The sequence below is a fragment of the Thermofilum uzonense genome (assembly GCF_000993805.1).
GTDB lineage: Archaea > Thermoproteota > Thermoprotei > Thermofilales > Thermofilaceae > Thermofilum > Thermofilum uzonense.
The window spans coordinates 960,514-978,972 of the sequence record NZ_CP009961.1 but is presented as its reverse complement, the minus strand read 5'-3'; the positions used below and the strand labels follow the sequence as shown (position 1 = coordinate 978,972).

Below are 18,459 nucleotides of genomic sequence, written 5' to 3'. Positions count from 1 at the left end.
GCCGACTTTATTTTTCTTCTTCAACATACAGCGGGAGTATGTAGCCTAAAACTAGAATCACTGCGAGCGATACTAGAGAGAGCAGTATTAAGATTAAGGGATTAGACCCAAAGCCTACACAGATAGGTATTGGACCGATAAGTATACAGCCACCGAACGAGGCCCGCGTGTTCTCGGGAAGGGAGAGTAATACGAGGCCTACTATCATGATGAGTATTCCGAGCGTAGAAAGTGTCAGACCAGCTTTGTATTTCTTCATCGCCAAACCACCATTAGCACATATGCTAGAAAAACCATCAGTGTCAAAACCAGTGCAAAAATCATGAGGTCTTTTGCAATAGCCCTGTTTGAGCCAAAGACTATGGGTACCGGCCCTATAATCACCACAGCTCCAGTCTCCACTTTTCCTCCAGTCTCCTTAGATTTCATCTCTATAAACATGAGAAAGAGCCCTACAATGAAAAGGATGAAGCCGAGGAATAACACGTATACCCCTATGTTCATCAGTATATTAACTCCTAAAACTTTTAAAAATCCTTGTTGGTGCGAGTGCGAAGCGCAAGAAATTAGGCCATCCCGTTTGCAAGAATATCCCGTGTTTCAGAGCATAAAATGCTTAACCTGTGGAAAATGTTGCATGCAAACCGAGATGATCCTAACCGATCAAGACGTTAAACAGATCGAGAAGCTTGGCTACAGTCGCAAATACTTTACGGTATGGGACGGAAAATTCCTAAGACTCAGAAACGAAGGAGGCAGCTGTGTGTTCTACGACAAGGGTACAGGAAAATGTATCATATACCAGCATCGCCCCTCAGGCTGCAAACTCTACCCATTAATCTTCGACGAGAATAAGGGTCTACACCTTGATCCCGAGTGTCCGCTTGTAGAGGATTTTGCAAATAGGACAGAAGATCTTCGAGAAGCAGTTAAACTCATGGAGAAGGTTCTTCGGGATCTAGAGAAGGAATATAAATACAAAGTCAGGTGGGATCTCTTTTACACCAGCGCTCGAAGACTCCAATCAAACCTGAAAAGCGATACAGGCTAGACACTTTTCTCCTGTAAGAACCGTGAAACTCTTTGCATTACTTGTTGATGGAAGTGTGCGATGAGGGCACGCTTATCCTCCATAAGTACAATATCGCTAAGACCCTCCAAAACTATATTGTAGGCGAAGGGGCTTGGCGTATCAAGGAGAGGCGTCTCAACAATCCTGATCTTCCCGTCTCTTATAGATTCCAGAACCTCTCTTGCATGATTTATATCCATGTAATCCTCGAGTATTTCCCTGTAGGTCTCTTTCAGGACCGGGAAGTCCATCCATCGCTTCACAACCTTGATGAGAGTCAAGGCGTTTACCTGCTGTCTCTGAACACTTATCTCGTATCCTTTATAGTTCCTGAGGATCATCAGCCCCCTTACAGCGACGTGCCTAAACCGTCTCCGCATAAGCTCCGTGTTGAATATAGCCTTTTTCAGTAGATCCTCGACCTCTTCGGGCTTCAACTCGCTGAGGCTAACGGCCGGCTCTACCCCTCTCGGATATATTAGTGCAAAGCCGTTATCGTGAAGAGCTATACCGATGTTGGTTCCGGTCTTCCTGGAGGCTAAGTAGGCTAGTGCGTGGCTGAGAGCATCATTAGTCCTCCTGCCGAATAAAGTGTGGAAAACCTGATGGATTCTTCCATTTTCGTCGCGCCACTTCTCTACAAGAATAGTCTTGTCACTTGGGTACTCCCTAATTCCGAGCGAACGCAGGAAGTAGTACATCTCCCTAAAGTATCCGATAATCGCCTCGGCTGAGTTATCGTCAACACGGCACTCCCTCTTAAGGTACTTTTTAATCTCTTCCAATGGTTTTCCACTCTCAATCCACTTAAACATCTGTCCTCTGAACTCCGAGATTTTCACCGCGAGGTCGTAGCTGAGGGGTAACATCTCGCTAAACCAGGCGGGAATAGTGGGCTTCTGCTCAAAGGCGGGCTTCACGTAAGCGATCATACCATCGCTTTTAACGAATTCGTACACCTTGCCTCCGAGGACGAACCTGTCGCCGGGCATCAGCCTTTCCAGGAACTCTTCCTCTATGTTTCCCACGTATTTTTTCTCAGTAGTATACACTTTTACGCTGACCTCGTCGGGGATGGTTCCAACATTCAAGGAGTAAATAACCCTTGCATATTTCCCCCTTCTACCGAAGACGCCCTCCACAGGGTCGAACCATATCTTTCCATAAACTTTATGGCTCTCCAATTCGCTGTATCCTCCGGAGAGATACTTTAATACATTCACGAAGTCGTCGTAGCTAAGTTCATGGAAGCTATAGCTTCTTCTAATTATCCTGAAGGCGTCTTCAACCCTCATCTTCTTCTCGATTGCCATGCCCACTATATGCTGAGCCAGAACGTCGAGAGCGTTTCGCGGAATATGGATTTTGTCGAGATGATGCCTATAAGCTTCCCGAACCATCACTGCAACCTCAACAAGGTCGTCCCTATCTACACACACCATTATTCCCTTACTTGTCTCGTGAAGCCTGTGCCCGCTGCGCCCAATCCTTTGAAGGCACCTTGTGACCGACTTGGGCGATCCGACCTGTGCGACAACGTCGATATAACCAATATCGATACCTAGCTCGAGACTCGTGCTGCTCACGATGGCTTTTAGCTCCCCCCGCTTAAGCTTCTCCTCAACGTCCAAGCGAACTCCTCTTGACAGGGAGCTGTGATGTGCGGCTATAGAGTCCTCCGGGAGGTCTTTTCTCTTCCTGGCGAGTTGCTTCAAGTGAAAAACAACGCGTTCGGTGCCGCTACGGGTATTCGTGAATATTAGCGTTGTCCGATGGCGCTTTACTATATCGTAAAGTGTTTCGTACATCCTCTGTGTAACCTCCTGGGAGGGCGTGTATATCAGGTCGGATACAGGCGACACGACCTTCAGGCTTTTACGCTTGGCGTACCTTGCGTCAACTATTACACAGTTCCTCGGAGTCCCGTCATCGTCATAACCTGCCAGGAATCTAGCAACATCCTCAAGCGGGTTTATCGTGGCTGAGAGTCCTATTCTCACAAAATCCCGTTCTGTAAGCTCGCGGAGCCTCTCAAGCGATAAGGTCAGGTGTGCACCACGCTTATTCTCGGCTAGGCTGTGGACCTCGTCTACAATCACCCATCTAACTGTTTTAAGCTTCTCGCGGAACTTTGGTGCTACGAGGATGATCGCAAGCGTCTCAGGGGTTGTGATAAGGATATGGGGTGGCTTGCGGAGCATGTTCTGGCGCTGTGTATTCGTTGTGTCGCCTGTTCTAACGACATGTCTTATCTCCGGGAGTTTGATTCCCTTCTTTTCGGCGAGCTCCCTGATCTCTCTTATTGGTTCCTCAAGGTTCCGGTAAATGTCGTTGTTTAATGCTCTTAACGGCGAGACATAGAGGACGTATACGCTGTCCCCAAGCTCACCCCTTAAACCCATCTCGATAAGCTCGCTGATAGCTATAAGGAATGCCGTCAGCGTCTTACCGGTGCCGGTCGGGCTAGATACTAGAACATTGTTGCCCTCGTGAATAGGGATGAGTGCAAGCTTCTGCGGCGGGGTCAGGTCTGGGAATTTGGAGTTAAACCATTCAGCTACGACAGGATTGAGTATCCTTAAAACCTCCTCCTTTGTGTACTCCTTATCAGCGTAAACTAGATTTCTCCTCGACTCAGACACTACACCACACAAGAAAAGGGGGATAAAAACACTTATGGTGGATTAAGGGTCTCGAGGTGTAGGGCTTTGCAGTGTCAGATACCCCAGGACAAGCTCACCAATCGCGCTTGCATGACTTTCATCATCCGATATAAAAAGGCGAGTATCTTTAAATTAGTTTGTTTCAAAGAAAAACGTGTAAAGGTATGGTTAGCGAGGTCGTGGCAAGGCGGCGAAACGCGTTCAACGTCGAGAGGAGGCTTGTCAAACTCCTTTCCACAAACCCGGAAAACCACGTCTTTAGAGTACCTGTGAGCGGGGTGGGAGAGCACTTCCCCGATGTTTTTATGGTAAACAATATAGAGGACAGAATCGTGGCTTTTGAAGTTAAGGTTACATCAGGTAAGAAGGTTAAGATCAAGGGTTTCCAGGTTTCAAAGTTATTCCGTTTCCTGGACGCTTTCAAGAGGTACTCAAAGCGAGAAGCTGTCCTAGCTGTATGGTTCTCCTCAGCACAGAAATGGGTTTTCAAGAGAGTTGATTCCCTCTTCAGCGTAGATATGGTAGTCACGGTTGAAGACGAAAGCGATTGGACTCCTAACGTCAGATTGAGAGGAAAGGCTTAAATTATCGCTTCTAAATAAGTTTTTCGATGTCTGCAACGTTTGAACGCGTTGGAACACACAGCCATATAAAAGGACTAGGCGTGCGAAATGGGGAAGTGCTTCCTGTTGGAGACGGGCTTATAGGCCAGACAGAAGCCCGAAAGGCAGCCTGGCTCGTCGTTCAACTTATAAGATCAGGTAAAATGGCTGGCAGGGCTATACTTCTCGTCGGCCCTCCCGGTACAGGAAAAACGGCTATAGCTGTGGCCATCGCTAGGGAACTAGGCCCCGAAACGCCCTTCATGGCCCTGACTGGTAGCGAGGTTTACTCTGCCGAGCTCAAGAAAACAGAGGTTTTGATGCAAGCGATGAGGAAATCGATAGGAGTCAGAATTCGTGAGAGACGGTGGGTCTATGAGGGCGTGCTAGAGAAGCTTGATGTGCGGTATGATCGTCATCCCCTAAACCCATACACCCAGGTCCCAGTCGGCGGCTCGATAACTCTCAAGACTGAGAAAGAAACACGTAACCTGAGGGTGGACTCTAACATAATCTACCAGATTCTCCAAAAGGGCATAACAGAGGGGGACGTGATATGGATTGACGAGGAGACGGGCAGAGTATCACGCGCGGGGAGAGCCAAGGGATATGGGGAGTTCGATGTCCAGCCAAAGGACATCGTTGAAGTGCCGAGTGGACCGATATACAAGGAGAAGGAGTTCGTGTACACCCTGACCCTCCACGACCTGGATGTGATGGAGAGCCGCAGCGACAGTATACTTTCGATCTTCTTCGGAGCTCCATCCCAGAAAGAGATACCTCCAGATGCCAGAGCACGTGTTGACAAGACTGTCAAGGAGTGGGTTGAAGCTAAAAAGGCAGAGCTCGTACCAGGAGTTCTCTTCATAGACGATGCGCACATGTTGGACATAGAGACATATAGTTTTCTCTCGAGAGCAATGGAGAGCGAGCTCAGCCCTATAATTATACTGGCAACTAACCGTGGCTACACAAGGATAAGGGGCACAGACATAGAGGCGCCACACGGTATGCCTCTAGACCTTCTAGACAGGCTACTCATTATCAGAACGCGACCCTACACTCCAGATGAGATTCGCGAGATAATAAAAGTTAGGGCGCGAGAGGAGGGAGTGGAGCTCGAGGCTGACGCACTTGAAGAGCTAGTGAAACTTGGAGCTGAGAAAAGCCTGAGGTATGCGACGCAACTGCTCTCCCCAGCTCTGCTCTATGCTAAACAGAATGGGAGGGAAAAAGTATCTAGGGAAGACGTAGCCGAGGTTTCTAGATTGTTCATAAGCACGGCCGAGTCTTCGAGCTATCTTAAAGAGCTAGAGGAGAAAATGCTCAGGTAATCTTTCTACCAAGAGTAGATATTTCTCCCTTAAATGAGAAGAGTGTTAGTATCATAACAACCTGGCCGAGATCAACTATGGGGGGACTTGCTCCGGTAAAGTATACGAGAGGGTAGAGACGTACACTGAGATAATGCGACAAGATAAACAAATGCCAGTAGTGGAAAACTGTGAAGGAGATCGCCGAGCCTAGGAAAAACATTTTTAACCAGTAGTATTTCTCAGTGTATATTGCGCCACTTATCAACCATAGTATTAATGAGACGACAACCCCCCTCCATGGCACGTACCATGCAAAGCTAGGGGGCACCAAATACGCGCTTAAGAAATTCTCAATGGGGACGAAGGTGAAAATAGAGGCTATGAGTGCAGGCATCACTATTGGGAGAATATCTTCAAAATTATCTATTTTCATACGAACCCCTTACGGAAACGGTACAAGTCCATAAAAGTTTGTTGAAAACGCGATGTTCAGGACGACGATAAGTGCTGTGTAAATTGTTATGCTGAAAGCAAGCTTCTTGGCCTTCTCAGCTGAAAACATTTTCTCCAGCAACGCCTGGAGAATCCGTCCGCCGTCTAGAGGTATGGCAGGAAGCATGTTTATAATAGCTACGCTTGAAGTAAGAACTAAACACCAGTATAGAACATTGTAGAGAAGAGGATTATTCACTGCCTGCTGGATCTGAACACCCAGGAAGCCCCTAGAGGTGTTTCCGGGACGTGGAGCCAAGATTACTTCAATGCTCTTAATTTCATTCCCTCTCTTGACTGTGAGAAGAACCGCCTCGCCGGGCTTTGTGGTCTCCATTACTCTTGTGAAGTCCTGAAGCGTATTTGTCGGGACTCCATTAACTGCAATCACCACGTCGTTGGGCTCCAGTATTCCTTGAGCTGGATAGCCAGGTATTGTTGAAGCAATAAGGACTCCTGTGGGCTGGATTAGTAGAGAGGTTAGGAGAGCGAAAACGATGAAGGACGCCAGGTTTGCCGAGCTGCCCGACGAGAGGACTCTCAGTTTCGCACGCAGGCTTGCACTACCAAGTTTTTCCTCATCAATCTCAGCAAAGCCACCGGGGAAGACCAGGGCAAGGAAGAGTCCTGTAGACTTCAAGGGTAGCCCTTCAGCTGAAGCGGCAAACGCGTGGGCCAGTTCATGCGGTACTATTGTTAAGAAGACGGCGATGAGAAAGTATGGGAGAGCATCCAAGCCCAGAGTAACCCCCGGTATGATAGGCGCTACGGGGCTAGCCGCTTCGGGACGGATAAAAAAGCTGACAAGATTTGCATGGAAATAAAAAAGTCCAAAGATCATCAAGCCTATCCCTATGATCGTCGAGACATCCCCTAAGAGACGTATCAGCTTGGGATGCCTACCTGCAAAGGAAACTATAATCGTGTTGAGTCTCCTGGTCTTGAGCAGTATGACTGCCCCCTCCAGACTAATTCCAAGCTTCTCAAGGGCCTGTGGCTTTAACCTTTGGACAATTATTATTCCCGCATAAATGAATAGTATGGCTCCGAGATATACTGCGTTATTTATAGAAACTAAAATCTGACTGGACGCCACATCCGCTTACCTCGTAGCCGAAATCGATCATATTAATCCCATCTAAAATTATTTTTCGGGCATCCATGCTGACGCTGTGCAGGGGCATAACTAGCTGTAACCCTTTTCCCTTTAGCTTTCTTAAGAAAGACAAGTTTACGTTATCCCTTGTCGAGATGTTTAAGCCCCCGATAAGTCCCCAGATCCTTCCAAGTCGCAGCAGGCTTGAACCAAAGGTCCTCCGCAAGCCGTGAACGCTGCACCCGAGGAAAACCACCCATCCCTTACGTGTCATTAAGGCGAGTCCCTGCTCGTTCCAGTGGGTGTCTCCATGAAGCACATATGCTCCCTCGACTCCCGGTAAGTGGGTTAACCCTCTTTTTGATGCGTGTGCGAGAGGAGGGCTAGGGATAACGTGTACAGCTTCCCGGAATTTGTCTAAGGCTCCTATGTGATGCCAGTGCGGCATGCTTCCAAATATTAGATCGGGCTTGAGTTGCACGCCAAGAGTTTCAGCGTTCTTAAAAAGGATCTTTGAGTCTGGCCCCGTGTCGAAGAGAATACGCTTGAAAACGCCCTTGTCATCCCTAGTCACAATATATATCGAGAGACCGTGTAAGGGTAGTAGATCCTCAACAGAGGGTATGTCGTCGACAAGTACGTCTATGTGGATTTCCTCTATCATTAGACTCGTACGGGATTTATAACTCCCCCAAAGCTATTTAATTTATGTGTCTGCTAGTGATCTGCTCGAAGAGATAAGGAGTGACGAGGGGCACAGAGTAGTCTACGAGTATTACGAGGATGCAAGAGAGCCCGAAGTAGGCTCCAAGGTTGAAGAGGTTATAAATGAGCCTGTGCTCGTAGAGGCTTTAAAGCGGCGAGGAATTTACAGATTTTATAGGTTCCAGGAGGAGGCTATCAGGAAAATAAGAGAAGGAAGGAACGTCTTCATAGTTGCTGGCACCGGTGTTGGGAAGACCGAGGCATTTCTAATGCCTGTCTTAGAGAAACTCATACATGAGGATGAAATACTAGGAGTTCTTGTATATCCGACAAAGGCGCTTGCAAGGGACCAGTTAGAGAGAATAGAGTTCTATATAGGCGGGATATTTGGTTTCAGGTCAAGCGTTTTTGATGGTGACACGCCAGAGGAAGAAAGAAGGAGAATGCTAGAATATCCCCCAAAGCTTATCGTCACAAACCCTGACATGCTCCACCTAACTCTTCACTCTACGCCCGATTACAAAGAGCTGTTTCGGAGGACACGTTTCGTAGTCATGGATGACTCACATATTTACAGCGGTGTCTTCGGCTCCCATGTCCACTACGTGCTTCGAAGGTTCAAGAGGATACTCAGTTCCACGCCACTGTTCATAGGAGCCTCAGCCACCATAGGCAACCCGGGTGAATTCGCTGAAAAGCTTTTCGGCGAGGCCGTGGAAGTAGTTCAAGCCGGCCGCACGCGGAAAGCACCAATCTATCACCTAATGCTAGCACCTCGTTCAAGGTCGAAGACCTCAGAGGTTCTCTGGCTCTTGAAAAAGCTTACAGAGAGGGGTTTGAGGACGTTGGTGTTTGTTGACAGTCACAGGATAGCGGAGTCGCTTTCAATTCAGGCGTCAAGCATGGGAATCAGGGCCGCCGTCCATAGGGCTGGCTTGCTCCCCAAAGAGAGGAGAAAGGTTGAGTCTCAGCTAAAAAGCGGGTTACTCGACGCACTGGTTGCAACTCCTACCCTCGAGCTAGGCATAGATGTCGGTGAGCTCGATGCAGCTATCCTATATGGTGTTCCACCTACCTTCTCGAAGTATCTTCAACGAGCAGGCCGCGTGGGAAGAAGGCATAAGACCGGGTATGTCTTTCTAGTCTTGGGCAATGACCCCATAAGCTCGTATTATGAGAGAAATCCACAGGAATTCTATGGTCAGGCTCCCGATCCAGTATTCCTAGAGCCAGTGAACTATGAGGTGATGAAGACGCACCTTATAGCCATGGCCCTCGACAGTCCTCTGAAGCTTGAAGAGTTATACCCGTCTGAAAAACAACAGCTGGAGGAGCTTCTGAGGATGGGTTATCTAAAAATTGCGAGAGACGGGTTTATCCGTGCCACAAGGCTTGGGATAAGGTTTCTACGAGAGCACGAGAACCTTAGGGGTGTGGGCGAGCAGGTCAAGATATACAGCGACACGGGTAAACTCATCGGGTTCCGGGAAAAACAGATGGCAATCAAAGAACTTTTTCCTGGAGCCATATACCTCCACTCCGGAAGGAGCTTTCTATCCCTGCGCTTTGAGGGTGGAAAAGTGATCGTTAAACCACTCCCAAAGAGTATACCACCTGTGACCACCTCTCCCCTCTACTATACGCTACCCGAGGAGGGAGCTGTACATCAGGAGGGGGAGGTTATGGGCGTGAAGATTTACTACCTCGACCTAACCGTCACGGATGTAGTCTACGGATATGTTACAAAGACGTTTCCAGAGGGGCAAACGATAAACCAGCGGCTACTAGACAAGGAGCTCGAATATCGCTTCTCTACCAAAGGCATCCTCCTCGAGTTTCCCGCTGTATCCGACTGGAGCGAGCTCCAAAACGCCGAGGCCTTCCACGCAGTTGAACACGCGCTCATATATGCTGGGCAACTGGTTCTAGGCGCGGCTCCAACAGACATGGGTGGTATAAGCTTTCCCTCGGGGCACATCTACATCTATGACGCTTTCCCAGGCGGCTCAGGGGTAACCAAGGCCCTCTACTCGAGGATGGAGCACGTCATAAGGAAAGCCTACGATATCGTTTCAAGGTGTACTTGTGAGGACGGCTGTCCACGCTGCATATTTTCACCCTATTGTGGAAACAACAACAGGATACTTTCAAGGAGAAGGGCCGCCCGGATACTAGGCGAAACCCTTGAATTAAAGCTTATATCATCTCATAGGACGAGAAGCGGAAAGCCTATCGTCTAGACGCAAAGACGTAGACCCTGTCCCCAAGACCACTAGCCTCGAGGATTATTCTTCCCCTAGCTTTAAGCCTCAGCCCAGTCGAAAGATCGCTGAGAGTATAAAAGACCAGTCCGCCACGCTTGGACACTCTAAAACAGTCCCTTATCATTCTTATAGCTGTCTTAAGGTCGCGGCCTCCTGCAAAGGGAAGATCCAGTTGATCCCTCAAGTCATATGGTAGAAAGGGCGGATTCGTGTAACAGAGCTCGGCCGAGTTATCCCTTATACAGCTTCCGGAGTCACAGACGATGAAGTCTGTTTTCGAGTAGACTCTGTTTAAGATGGAGTTTACGCGTGCCGCTTTGATGCATTCGTCGCTGATGTCCGTGCCTATAAAGTATTCTGTATCACTGCTCAACGCCATTGCTATAAGCAGGCTTCCAGGACCACAACCTATCTCGACGACCACTCTCTTAAACCCTGCCAGGCCCCCCAGTACTTTTAGTAATGCCTCCGTACTAATAGTGTGGATCGGGGGGAAGCATGTCTTAGGCGCCATGATTTCTGCTCCATGGAAGAGGAGTCTTCTTGACCGTCGCGTGTACAAACGGAGCAAAGTTTTAGTAATTAATGTGAATAGGGATTCCCGTATAGTAGAGGCTGGGGTGGGCATGTCGCAGGTTATACCTGTTCGAGAGGCTTTAAAACTTAGCCAGGGGGAAGAGGTCACTGTTAGAGGCTGGGTTTACAGGCGCCGTGATCTCGGCGACAAGGCCTTCGTCGTAGTTAGGGACTCAACCGGCATAATTCAGGCTGTGTTCTCGCCCTCAGCCCGCGGACATGATGCTGCGCGGAGAGTCACGGTTGAAAGCTCGGTCATTGTTTCTGGACGTCTACGGGATGATCCAAGGGCTCCAGGAGGAAAGGAAATCCAGGGGGAAAACTTGGAGATAGTGAGTCTTGCCGATAACTTTCCCATTAGAAGGGATGCGTCCAGGGAGTTTCTACTAGAGGTCAGACACCTCGCGGTAAGGTCGAGGAAGCTCACCGCGGTTCTAAAGATAAGGGATACCGCGTTTGCCGCGTTACATGAATGGTTTAGAACTAATGGCTACTATGAGGTTCAAGCACCGATGTTCGTATCAGCTGCTGTTGAGGGTGGCGCAACCCTCTTCCCCGTCAAATATGTGGATGGCTCCACGGTATATCTTACCCAGTCCTCGCAATTTTACCTGGAGGCGTTGATATTCTCCTTGGAAAAGGTCTACACGGTTGCTCCCTCATTCAGAGCTGAGAAGTCCAGGACCAGGCGCCACCTAACAGAGTACTGGCACGCCGAGGCCGAAGCGGCTTGGATGGGCCTGGAGGGTATTCTAAAGGTGGAAGAAGAGCTTATTTCGCACATCGTAAGGAGAGTATTGGAGAAGAACCATGATGAGCTTACATTCTTGGGCAGGGATTTAAGCAGGCTTAAGCTTGTCGAACCGCCTTTTCCAAGAATCAGTTATGACAAGGCGATCGAGATTCTCCAGAATAAGGGTGTAGGGATAAAGTGGGGAGACGACCTGGGAGCAGACGAGGAGAGAGTCCTTACAATGGAGTTTGATAAACCGTTCTTTCTCTACGGCTTCCCGGAGTCGGTAAAGGCTTTCTACCATAAGAATGACCCTTCGCGGCCCAGCGTCACGCTCTCGGCAGACTTGCTTGCGCCCGAGGGCTACGGCGAGATAATCGGGGGCGGGGAAAGGATAGATAAGCTTGAAGAGCTCGTAGAAAAGATAAAACGTTTTGGGCTTAACCCCTCAGACTATGAGTGGTATCTCGACCTGCGCAGGTATGGCTCTGTTCCACACGCAGGGTTTGGGCTTGGTATGGATAGACTGGTTATGTGGATAGCAGGGCTAGACCATATAGTTGACTCGCTCCCGTTCCCAAGAACAACGTCACGGACATATCCTTAAGACTTTCTGGTTCACCTAATAGAGCGTTCTTATGTATTTTCACAGTGATTTAAAAATTTAAAAACAACCCTGCTGTCTAACCTCTTGCGTGATTATGGCGCTGTCTAACAGAATACCCTTACTCTTCGCTAAGCCTGGCTCTCGTGTGAAGGTTATCAGTTTTGAAGGAGGAAGAGGTTCGATGCGTAGACTCTTTGAGCTTGGAGTTGTTCCGGGAGAGGAACTAAGAGTTGTTTTCAACAATGCAGGTCCGATAGTTGTAGAACGCTCTGGGACGAGGATAGCCATAGGAAGGGGTCTTGCAGCACGCATCATCGTTGAGGTGATAGAATGAGTAATCCCAGCAGAGCGCGGGAAATAGTAGTGGCACTAGCTGGGTCTCCCAACGTGGGCAAGAGCACTCTTTTTAACATTCTTGTTGGTGCTAACAGGTTCGTTGGTAACTGGCCTGGGAAGACCGTAGACAAATATGAGGGTTTCTTCGAACACATGGGGTACAGGATCAGGGTCGTCGACCTTCCGGGAACGTACAGTCTAAATGCTTTAACTGAGGAGGAGGCGATAGCCCGAGATTATATCGTAAGCGAAAAGCCTGACGTCATTGTCGTGGTTGCCAATGCCGTGTCATTGGAAACTTCTCTCTATCTCGCCGTTCAAACCCTAGAGCTTTATGACAAAGTTATAGTCGCAATAAACAAGATCGATGCTGCCTCTCGGCGTGGCATACATATTAATACTGAGAAGATTAGCCGCAGGCTAGGGGTCCCAGTAGTAGCGATATCGGCACTGAAAAGGGAAGGCATCCATGAGTTAACAGACTATATTATACAGGTAGCCGAAGGCAAGTACCCCTCCCGAAAACTAAGCCTTGACTATGGTGGGCTCGGCTACTATGCTAAGGACCTCGTTGAAGCTCTAAGCGCGTGCAAGGAGATGAGCCGATATCCTTTACAATGGGCAGCGCTCCGTTTGCTGGAAGGAGATGTTGAGCTCGAACAGCTAATTAAAAAGACGGGCTGCTCTTCCCTCCAAGTCCTGGTTGAGGAGACTAGGAAAAAGATCGAGCAGGATCTAGGGGATCCCGCTGCTCTCATCACGGCGAGCGTTAGGTATGATTTTATAGGAAAGCTAGTCGCTGAGAGCGTGACCTATACTAGTGTAGCTGGGCGAGAGTTCACGGAGAACCTGGACAAGATATTTTTACATCCTCTAGCTGGCCCACTAGCTTCTTTACTTCTAATATTTGCTGTGCTAGTTCTCGTATTATCCGTGAACACAGGCTTTCCAATAAAGCAGATACTAGAGCTCACCGGTAACAAGGAACTTGCACAATTATTTGAGACGTATACTCTGTCAAGCATATTATCATCCCTCTTTGACACGGTCAGCCAGTTCGTATCAGATTTTATGACTATTCATGGAGCCCCTCCCTACTTGATCTCATTGATTACTGAGGGGATAATAGGCGGTGTAGGCGCTGTTTTAACTTTCCTCCCATTGATCTTCATAGTGTTCGTGGCATTTGGATTCCTGGAAGACACGGGGCTTATGGCTAGGATTGCGACGGTCTACCATGGCCTTATGAGTCGCCTTGGCGCTTCCGGGAAAGCACTTATGCCTTTGTTGCTCGGCTTTGGCTGTAACGTTCCTGCCATAATGGGCACCAAAATACTTGACACCGACAAAGAGAAGATTCTCGTCTCAATGATAGCCCCCCTCATTCCATGCCAGGCTCGCCTGGTTATTCTACTCTTTTTGGCATCTGCGATCCCGGCTACTTCTACTGCTAAGATAATAGCAGTACTGGCGGTTTACGCTTACTCCCTTCTCCTTGTAGCAGTCGCAGCAAAGATAGCTTCAAGGTTGATGGGGGGAGGTGCAAAAACGGAGCTTATTCTTGAGTTGCCCCCATATCATAGGCCTAGCTTGAAAGTCATATGGTGGTATGCTTGGGATAATACTCTACACTTCCTGAAAAAGGCTGGAACGATAATCTTCATGCTTACAATCCTCGTTTGGGCACTCCTACATACCGGGCCTCAAGGTTACGTACAAGAGGCCACCGATTCTTATGCTCGATCAATAGGAGAAGCAATAACTCCCCTTACTTCTCTTATAGGAATCCAATCGTGGCAAATATCCCTCGCCCTCATAACGGGTTTTATCGCGAAAGAAGCAGTGGCTTCAACCCTGATAGTAATGACGGGGGCTACAAACCCATCCGAAGCTGTTCAGTCCCTTGCACTAACCCCTGCACAGCTGGCTAGCCTCATGATCTTTACAACCGTTTACACGCCATGCCTGGCCACGGTCTCAGCCTTTCATGCACAGTTTCGCGACAGAAGGCTGACGTTAATCCTAGTACTTTATACGCTCATTATAGGAACTTTATCAGCCTCACTTGTATACCACCTATTAAGCCTGGTGATGCCCGGTTGAACACCCAAGTTTTATGGGTGGGAGGGTGGAAAGAGAATAGTCTAGTTGATGTATTAGAGAGTGTTAGCTTCACCTTATGGCTTAGCTTCTGCAACTTCAAGTGTCCCTGGTGTGCCAACTCTGTGCTCGCCAGGGGGGTTGAGAAGAAGCCTGTAAGCGTGGACGAGATAGTCGCCGCTGCTAGCAGGGCTGCGAGCTTCGTGGATTATTTCCACGTGACTGGTGGTGAGCCCACGCTACAGTTTAGAGCACTTGGAGAGCTTTTCGCCAGGGTTAAGGCTATGACCGGGTTGAAGCTTAGCCTGGACACGAACGCGAGTATACCCGGGGCGATAGAGTATATTCTTAGCCGTGTAGCCCTCGACCACATAGCTATAGATATCAAGGCCCCGCTCGAGGATCCTGTAAAATACGCACGAGTTGCAGGGCTACAGCCAGGCGTTGCGGTAAAGATGACGGAGAGGGTTAGAATGGGGATACAGGTTTCACAGCGTGTAGAGGACTTCCTAGAGCTTAGAACACTCCTAGTCCCCGACCTTCTAGGTGTAGAGGATGTAGAGAAGATAGCACGAGAGATCCTCGAGATGCGCCTCGACAAAGCTCCTCGCCTTGTATACGTTGTCCAGCAGTTCATCCCCTATACAGGAGTCCCAGAAGAGTACCGCCGCAAGCCGAAAACGCCAAAGGAGCAAGTCTTAGAAGCCGCTAAAAGGGCAAAAGAAATTCTACAAGGATACGCTGAAATATACTATCGTACCATTGAAGACGGGAGCAGAAAACTATAGTTAGAGTGTCTCTACCTTCTCAGGCGGCAACGCCGCGTGCTTGTAGGCTATTATTCTTATGATATCTGCTGCATCCTGGAAGTCATCCGATGAGAGCTCAATCAAGTTAACGGCGTCCATAAGGTTTAAGGCTGACATGACGTCGATCTTGCCCTGATCTACTAGTTGCCTTATCTTAGATAGGGTCTCGGACCTGAGTCTATCCACTTTTCTTTCACCGCTGTCTATCTCTCGTGATATGTTTACAGCGTAGGCAGGGGACAGTCTCAACATCTGGATGTTCTCGATAAGTTTACCTGCGAGCCCCTCTGTTTCGCTAACCATTTCAACAATGGAGGGCTCTAATTCGCTGAGCTCTGGAACAAACTTGACCCAGAGGAGTCTCTCGTTGCACTCTATTACCGCACCGGCAACCTTATCTATTTCCTCTACGAGTTTCTCAAAATCCATACGGCTAGATATCGGAAGGAAACCCGACCATATCCTCCAAGCCACCTCTCTTTTAATCCTGTCAGCCTTTCTCTCAAGCTCTTTAATCTCCTCCGTTTTCCTTTGAGCCTCACCCAACCTGCCCTCGAAAATGTCTTTAACAATGTCCTTCTGTAAAGAGAGAATTTTCTTGATAGTTTCCACATGCTCCACCACAAGGTCGAAGAAAGGCCATGTTGGCCTGGTCTCCCTGAAGAATACCGAGTAAAACGCTGCTGTTATAGCGACCAGAACGCCGACGTTGGTGAAGACAGAGGGGTATCCTCCCCCGGCTCCTTGCAAAAGGAAACTAGCCAGAATAGCCCCAGTCGCGTAGCCTGAATCCCTCGCAAAACGGTAGAATCCTACAGATATGTCCCGGATCGAGGGAGGGCTCATGTCAGAGATGGGGGCAGGGAGAACAGGGTAAAACATCGCGTAACCTATTCCGAGACCCAGAGCTATTAGTAGAATCTCTGGAAAAGAACGTGTGCTGGGAAGGGCTATGAGCATGAAGGCTGTAAACATTAGCCCCAGCATGGATATAAGCCGTCTTCCAACCCTGTCGGAATACGAGGACCAGAAGGGCATTGTGGCAGACCATACTATCAAAAGTACGGATTGTGCATAGCCAGCATAGTAGACGTCGAGCCCCCTGCTAAGCATGAAGAGCGGCATTACGCCCCATACGATACTATCAGCCATCTTTGCAACGTGTGCAGCTATGAGAGGAGAGACTAGACTGGGATTCGATATTATAAGTTTTAGGGCAGCTTGGGGTCTAGGTTTTGCACTGAATTTTTTCTTGTCAGACTCGAGATAAGTGCTCGTTTCACGGCTACTGATTGCAGTGCCTAGTGCTAGGGCGGATGAGACCACTATGATCATAAGGGCTGTAGTACCTCCTAAGGTGCTCCAAGCCCATCCTCCTATATATGCTCCAAACGCATAACCAATGTAACACGCGCTCTCTATGTAGCCGAAGGTAAGCGATGATCTTTCAACTCCAAGAATGTCCCCTATAGCTATGGCGGACGTCGCGAAAACTATACCCTCACCTATACCAACGAAAATATTACCTATCACGAAATTTAGTGGGGGTTTAGCGAGGAAGATTAAAGTGGCTCCGATAAGATACGCCGTTGTACCTATAACAAGTGAAGTCCTTCTGCCCTTCTTGTGTGAGATATATCCTGCTGTTAAATCGAATGTGGCCTTGAAAACACCGAATGAAACTAACGGAAGTAGGACGGGTAAGCCTTGAAGACTACCACTAGTCGCTACTGATGCTATTGCTCTCTGAACACCTGTGGCACTACCAACTAACACCTCTGTTGCTAGAATGAGTAGTAAAGCCTTGTTCTCTTTTTTCAACATTCATCCCTAAAAATCTCCCTCCCTCCCTTATATAAAATTATATTTATATAGGTTATTATGTAACTGCAAAACCTTATTGTTACATATATAGAAACGAATTTTAATAACCACGGCATATACGAAATGATGGCTCTATCTTTTCAGGAGCGAATAAATGTTGAGAAATATCTACGAGCAGGCTACAGGCTCGTCGGCAACCATAGCGCAGTTTCCATTTGCCGATGGACACGATCAGCGTTAAGAGGCGAAAGGTTATGCTATAAAAACTGGTATGGTATACAGAGCCACCGATGTGTTCAGATGACCCCCGTGCTGAACTTCTGCGATTTCACTTGCAAGTTCTGCTGGCGTATGCACCAGCCGGGGAGGTTCAAGCTCCCCCTCAATTGGCGGTGGGATTCCCCTGACGAAATAATCAATGGCTCCATAATAGCTCAAAGGCTACTCCTCATAGGCTTCAAAGGAAATCCCAAAGTGGATAAGGAGAGATTTCTCGAAGCAATGTTTCCCCGTCACTTCACGATGAGCCTAGATGGAGAGCCAACTCTTTACCCCTTACTGCCGGAAATGATAAGGAAGCTTAAAGAGAGAAACCTCACCGCTTTCCTGGTAACTAACGGCTCGATACCAGTGAGACTTGAGCAGCTAATCAAAAAAGATGCCCAGCCATCCAATCTCTACGTAAGCGTGTACGGACCAAACGAGGAAGTTTTCAATGCTGCCGCAGAGCCCAAGATACCTAGAGCATGGGACATGGTTATGCGTAGCCTCGAATTACTAGAAAAATTCAATGAGAGCCGCACAGTAATACGCTTAACCCTAGTCAAGGGGCTCAACATGGTTGACCCCGATGGATACTCACGAGTGATAAGGCACGGGAACCCCATGTTCGTGGAGCTGAAAGGTTATACCTGGGTTGGGGAGAGCCAGAAAAGGCTACCTATAACTGCGATGCCCACCATGGAGGAGATGCTGAAATTCGCGGAGCAAGTTTCCCAGCGCACAGGATACAACGTTAAACTGACGGATGAAAAAAGTCGGGTCGTTCTTCTCGTAAGAGACGAGGGGGCTTGGGAAAAGAACTTGAAAATGCGAGAAGAATGGCTAAAAAAGGTTCAGCAATTAGACGAATCCTGGAAGAAACATGTGGTGGATTTCACGATGGAGGAGCACGGTTATAAAATGCTCTATTACTGACTTTCCTCACTCCTAGCTCATACCTAAAGAAATTATAAGAGTTAGCAGTTGGACTAAATTTTTAAGT

Annotated in this window: 17 protein-coding genes; 9 read left to right on the top strand and 8 right to left on the bottom strand. The window is 48.3% G+C overall.

All coding sequences use genetic code 11. From position 1 onward, the window contains the following. Positions 1-7: 7 nt before the first annotated feature. Both MA03_RS04950 and MA03_RS04945 read right to left on the bottom strand, forming a co-directional pair. Entirely contained in the window at positions 8-259 is a 252-nt protein-coding gene (locus tag MA03_RS04950; RefSeq protein ID WP_052884209.1) for a TIGR00304 family membrane protein, read from the bottom strand. Beyond that, positions 256-504 carry a TIGR00304 family membrane protein gene (locus MA03_RS04945; RefSeq protein ID WP_052884208.1) on the bottom strand — a complete coding sequence of 83 codons (249 nt, stop codon included), beginning with the start codon at positions 502-504 and terminating at the stop codon, positions 256-258. The genes MA03_RS04950 and MA03_RS04945 overlap by 4 nt, the downstream gene beginning before the upstream one ends. Between MA03_RS04945 and MA03_RS04940 the strand changes: the two genes are divergently transcribed. Next, positions 440-1,051, top strand: coding sequence for a YkgJ family cysteine cluster protein (locus tag MA03_RS04940; RefSeq protein WP_338034398.1), 612 nt, complete (start codon positions 440-442; stop codon positions 1,049-1,051). The two genes, MA03_RS04945 and MA03_RS04940, sit on opposite strands and share 65 nt — an antisense overlap. Here the strand turns inward: MA03_RS04940 and MA03_RS04935 are convergent. After that, positions 1,048-3,714, bottom strand: coding sequence for an ATP-dependent helicase (locus MA03_RS04935; RefSeq protein ID WP_052884206.1), 2,667 nt, complete (start codon positions 3,712-3,714; stop codon positions 1,048-1,050). The genes MA03_RS04940 and MA03_RS04935 overlap by 4 nt on opposite strands. Positions 3,715-3,899: 185 nt before the next feature. Between MA03_RS04935 and MA03_RS04930 the strand changes: the two genes are divergently transcribed. After that, positions 3,900-4,319 (top strand): PDDEXK family nuclease, encoded by a 420-nt coding sequence (locus MA03_RS04930; protein WP_052884205.1) that lies wholly within the window; start codon positions 3,900-3,902, stop codon positions 4,317-4,319. A gap of 26 nt (positions 4,320-4,345) precedes the next feature. Next, on the top strand, positions 4,346-5,671 hold the full coding sequence (locus tag MA03_RS04925) for a RuvB-like helicase (RefSeq protein ID WP_052884204.1): 1,326 nt from the start codon (positions 4,346-4,348) through the stop codon (positions 5,669-5,671). Here MA03_RS04925 and MA03_RS04920 read toward each other — a convergent pair. Genes MA03_RS04920 through MA03_RS04910 form a run of 3 tightly spaced genes read right to left on the bottom strand, consistent with a single transcriptional unit; the run spans position 5,664 to position 7,905 of the window. Beyond that, the gene (locus MA03_RS04920; RefSeq protein WP_052884203.1) at positions 5,664-6,086 is read right to left on the bottom strand and encodes a hypothetical protein; all 423 of its coding nucleotides are present in this window, start codon (positions 6,084-6,086) and stop codon (positions 5,664-5,666) included. The two genes, MA03_RS04925 and MA03_RS04920, sit on opposite strands and share 8 nt — an antisense overlap. Positions 6,087-6,095: 9 nt before the next feature. After that, positions 6,096-7,241 carry a site-2 protease family protein gene (locus MA03_RS04915; RefSeq protein ID WP_052884202.1) on the bottom strand — a complete coding sequence of 382 codons (1,146 nt, stop codon included), beginning with the start codon at positions 7,239-7,241 and terminating at the stop codon, positions 6,096-6,098. Continuing rightward, complete coding sequence (locus MA03_RS04910; RefSeq protein WP_052884201.1) at positions 7,207-7,905, bottom strand: MBL fold metallo-hydrolase; 699 nt, start codon at positions 7,903-7,905, stop codon at positions 7,207-7,209. Before MA03_RS04910 ends, MA03_RS04915 begins: the two co-directional genes overlap by 35 nt. 46 nt (positions 7,906-7,951) lie before the next feature. On the opposite strand from MA03_RS04910, the gene MA03_RS04905 reads away from it, so the two are divergent. After that, positions 7,952-10,186, top strand: coding sequence for a DEAD/DEAH box helicase (locus tag MA03_RS04905; RefSeq protein WP_052884200.1), 2,235 nt, complete (start codon positions 7,952-7,954; stop codon positions 10,184-10,186). On the opposite strand, the gene MA03_RS04900 is transcribed toward MA03_RS04905, so the two are convergent. Then, positions 10,176-10,838 (bottom strand): methyltransferase, encoded by a 663-nt coding sequence (locus tag MA03_RS04900; protein WP_219731624.1) that lies wholly within the window; start codon positions 10,836-10,838, stop codon positions 10,176-10,178. The two genes, MA03_RS04905 and MA03_RS04900, sit on opposite strands and share 11 nt — an antisense overlap. Between MA03_RS04900 and asnS the strand changes: the two genes are divergently transcribed. The 4 genes from asnS to MA03_RS04880 all read left to right on the top strand — a co-directional run bounded on the left by asnS (position 10,837) and on the right by MA03_RS04880 (position 15,350). Continuing rightward, positions 10,837-12,126: an asparagine--tRNA ligase gene (gene asnS, locus MA03_RS04895; protein WP_052884910.1), complete on the top strand. Its 1,290-nt coding sequence runs from the start codon at positions 10,837-10,839 to the stop codon at positions 12,124-12,126. The two genes, MA03_RS04900 and asnS, sit on opposite strands and share 2 nt — an antisense overlap. Positions 12,127-12,220: 94 nt before the next feature. Continuing rightward, on the top strand, positions 12,221-12,460 hold the full coding sequence (locus MA03_RS04890) for a FeoA family protein (RefSeq protein ID WP_052884198.1): 240 nt from the start codon (positions 12,221-12,223) through the stop codon (positions 12,458-12,460). Then, on the top strand, positions 12,457-14,565 hold the full coding sequence (gene feoB / locus MA03_RS04885) for a ferrous iron transport protein B (protein WP_052884197.1): 2,109 nt from the start codon (positions 12,457-12,459) through the stop codon (positions 14,563-14,565). The genes MA03_RS04890 and feoB overlap by 4 nt, the downstream gene beginning before the upstream one ends. Next, on the top strand, positions 14,562-15,350 hold the full coding sequence (locus MA03_RS04880) for a radical SAM protein (protein WP_052884196.1): 789 nt from the start codon (positions 14,562-14,564) through the stop codon (positions 15,348-15,350). Before feoB ends, MA03_RS04880 begins: the two co-directional genes overlap by 4 nt. Here MA03_RS04880 and MA03_RS04875 read toward each other — a convergent pair whose 3' ends face one another. Beyond that, complete coding sequence (locus tag MA03_RS04875; protein ID WP_052884195.1) at positions 15,351-17,195, bottom strand: MFS transporter; 1,845 nt, start codon at positions 17,193-17,195, stop codon at positions 15,351-15,353. It abuts the gene before it with no gap. Positions 17,196-17,318: 123 nt separating this feature from the next. On the opposite strand from MA03_RS04875, the gene twy1 reads away from it, so the two are divergent. After that, the gene (gene twy1, locus MA03_RS04870) at positions 17,319-18,392 is read left to right on the top strand and encodes a 4-demethylwyosine synthase TYW1 (protein WP_052884194.1); all 1,074 of its coding nucleotides are present in this window, start codon (positions 17,319-17,321) and stop codon (positions 18,390-18,392) included. Positions 18,393-18,459: the final 67 nt, after the last annotated feature.

Bases quoted from the DNA above. Each gene is read 5' to 3' on its own strand.
- MA03_RS04950 (WP_052884209.1), bottom strand. From the start codon at position 259: ATGAAGAAATACAAAGCTGGTCTGACACTTTCTACGCTCGGAATACTC.
- feoB (WP_052884197.1), top strand. From the start codon at position 12,457: ATGAGTAATCCCAGCAGAGCGCGGGAAATAGTAGTGGCACTAGCTGGG.
- MA03_RS04875 (WP_052884195.1), bottom strand. From the start codon at position 17,195: ATGTTGAAAAAAGAGAACAAGGCTTTACTACTCATTCTAGCAACAGAG.
- MA03_RS04940 (WP_338034398.1), top strand. From the start codon at position 440: ATGAGAAAGAGCCCTACAATGAAAAGGATGAAGCCGAGGAATAACACG.
- MA03_RS04890 (WP_052884198.1), top strand. From the start codon at position 12,221: ATGGCGCTGTCTAACAGAATACCCTTACTCTTCGCTAAGCCTGGCTCT.
- MA03_RS04910 (WP_052884201.1), bottom strand. From the start codon at position 7,905: ATGATAGAGGAAATCCACATAGACGTACTTGTCGACGACATACCCTCT.
- asnS (WP_052884910.1), top strand. From the start codon at position 10,837: ATGTCGCAGGTTATACCTGTTCGAGAGGCTTTAAAACTTAGCCAGGGG.
- MA03_RS04920 (WP_052884203.1), bottom strand. From the start codon at position 6,086: ATGAAAATAGATAATTTTGAAGATATTCTCCCAATAGTGATGCCTGCA.
- MA03_RS04900 (WP_219731624.1), bottom strand. From the start codon at position 10,838: ATGCCCACCCCAGCCTCTACTATACGGGAATCCCTATTCACATTAATT.
- MA03_RS04945 (WP_052884208.1), bottom strand. From the start codon at position 504: ATGAACATAGGGGTATACGTGTTATTCCTCGGCTTCATCCTTTTCATT.
- MA03_RS04925 (WP_052884204.1), top strand. From the start codon at position 4,346: ATGTCTGCAACGTTTGAACGCGTTGGAACACACAGCCATATAAAAGGA.
- twy1 (WP_052884194.1), top strand. From the start codon at position 17,319: ATGATGGCTCTATCTTTTCAGGAGCGAATAAATGTTGAGAAATATCTA.
- MA03_RS04930 (WP_052884205.1), top strand. From the start codon at position 3,900: ATGGTTAGCGAGGTCGTGGCAAGGCGGCGAAACGCGTTCAACGTCGAG.